General features: G+C 76.3%; 1 protein-coding gene. It reads right to left on the bottom strand.

Going from position 1 to position 890, the window contains the following annotated elements; genetic code table 11:
* Nucleotides 1–41: 41 nt before the first annotated feature.
* Nucleotides 42–890, bottom strand: an 849-nt coding sequence (locus tag VQ02_RS32305; RefSeq protein WP_048448366.1) for an NUDIX domain-containing protein, incomplete at its 5' end; no start/stop codon positions are given.

Below are 890 nucleotides of genomic sequence, written 5' to 3'. Positions count from 1 at the left end.
TGCTGCGGAGTTTCGTGGGCTCGGCGGCGTAAGGCAGCCCCTCATCCTCCCTTCGGCCGACCGCGCCCCGTGGTCTTGACCACCGGCGCCGCGGCAGCCGGGCGGCGGGAGAGCACCTTCGGCAGCGGGGCCCGGCGCGGCGGCGGCTCGGGCTCCGGCGGCGTCGCGAGGTCGGGTTCGGGCCGGGGCGTGAGAGCGGGCGGGGGCGCCGCCAGCTTCTGCTCCAGGGCGTGGGCCAGCACCTTCTTCATCGCGCCGGGCAGGGGCTCGGCCTCGAGGCCGGCGCGGGGGGTGAAGCGCATGCCCTCCGGTGCGGGGGTGCCGGCGGCGACCCGGGCGAGGAAGACCGTCAGCTCGAGCGGGAAATGCGTGAAGACGTGACGCACGATCCCGGGCAGCCGCTTCCAGCGCGCGTCGAGGGGCGCGTCGAGGAGCGCCTGGGCCGGGTCGTAATCGGCCCGCCACTCGCTCGTCGGCGGCTCGGCCATGGAGCCGAGGAGGCCTTCCGGCGGCCTCGTGCGCAGCAGCACCGCGTCGTCGCCGGCCCGCAGCACCACGAAGGCGGCGCCGCGGCGCAGCTGCCCCGCCACCTTCTTGACCTTGCGCGGAAAGGTTTCCTGCAGCCCCTCGGCCCGGGCGCGGCAGGGCTGCATCCACGGGCAGAGGGCGCAGGCCGGCCGTTTCGGGGTGCAGAGCGTGGCGCCGAGATCCATCACGGCCTGGGCGAAGTCGCCGGGGCGCTTGGCCGGCACGAGAGTCTCGGCGAGGCGGCGGATCTCGGGCCGGGCGGCCGGGATCGGGGTCTCGATCGCGTAGAGGCGCGACACCACCCGCTCGACGTTGCCATCCACCGCCGCCGCCGGCCGGTCGAAGGCGATGGCCGCGATGGG

The sequence above is a fragment of the Methylobacterium variabile genome, assembly GCF_001043975.1.
Classification (GTDB): Bacteria; Pseudomonadota; Alphaproteobacteria; order Rhizobiales; family Beijerinckiaceae; genus Methylobacterium; species Methylobacterium variabile.
The sequence above is the reverse complement of the archived record's forward strand: the minus strand, read 5'-3'. Positions and strand labels throughout refer to the sequence as shown.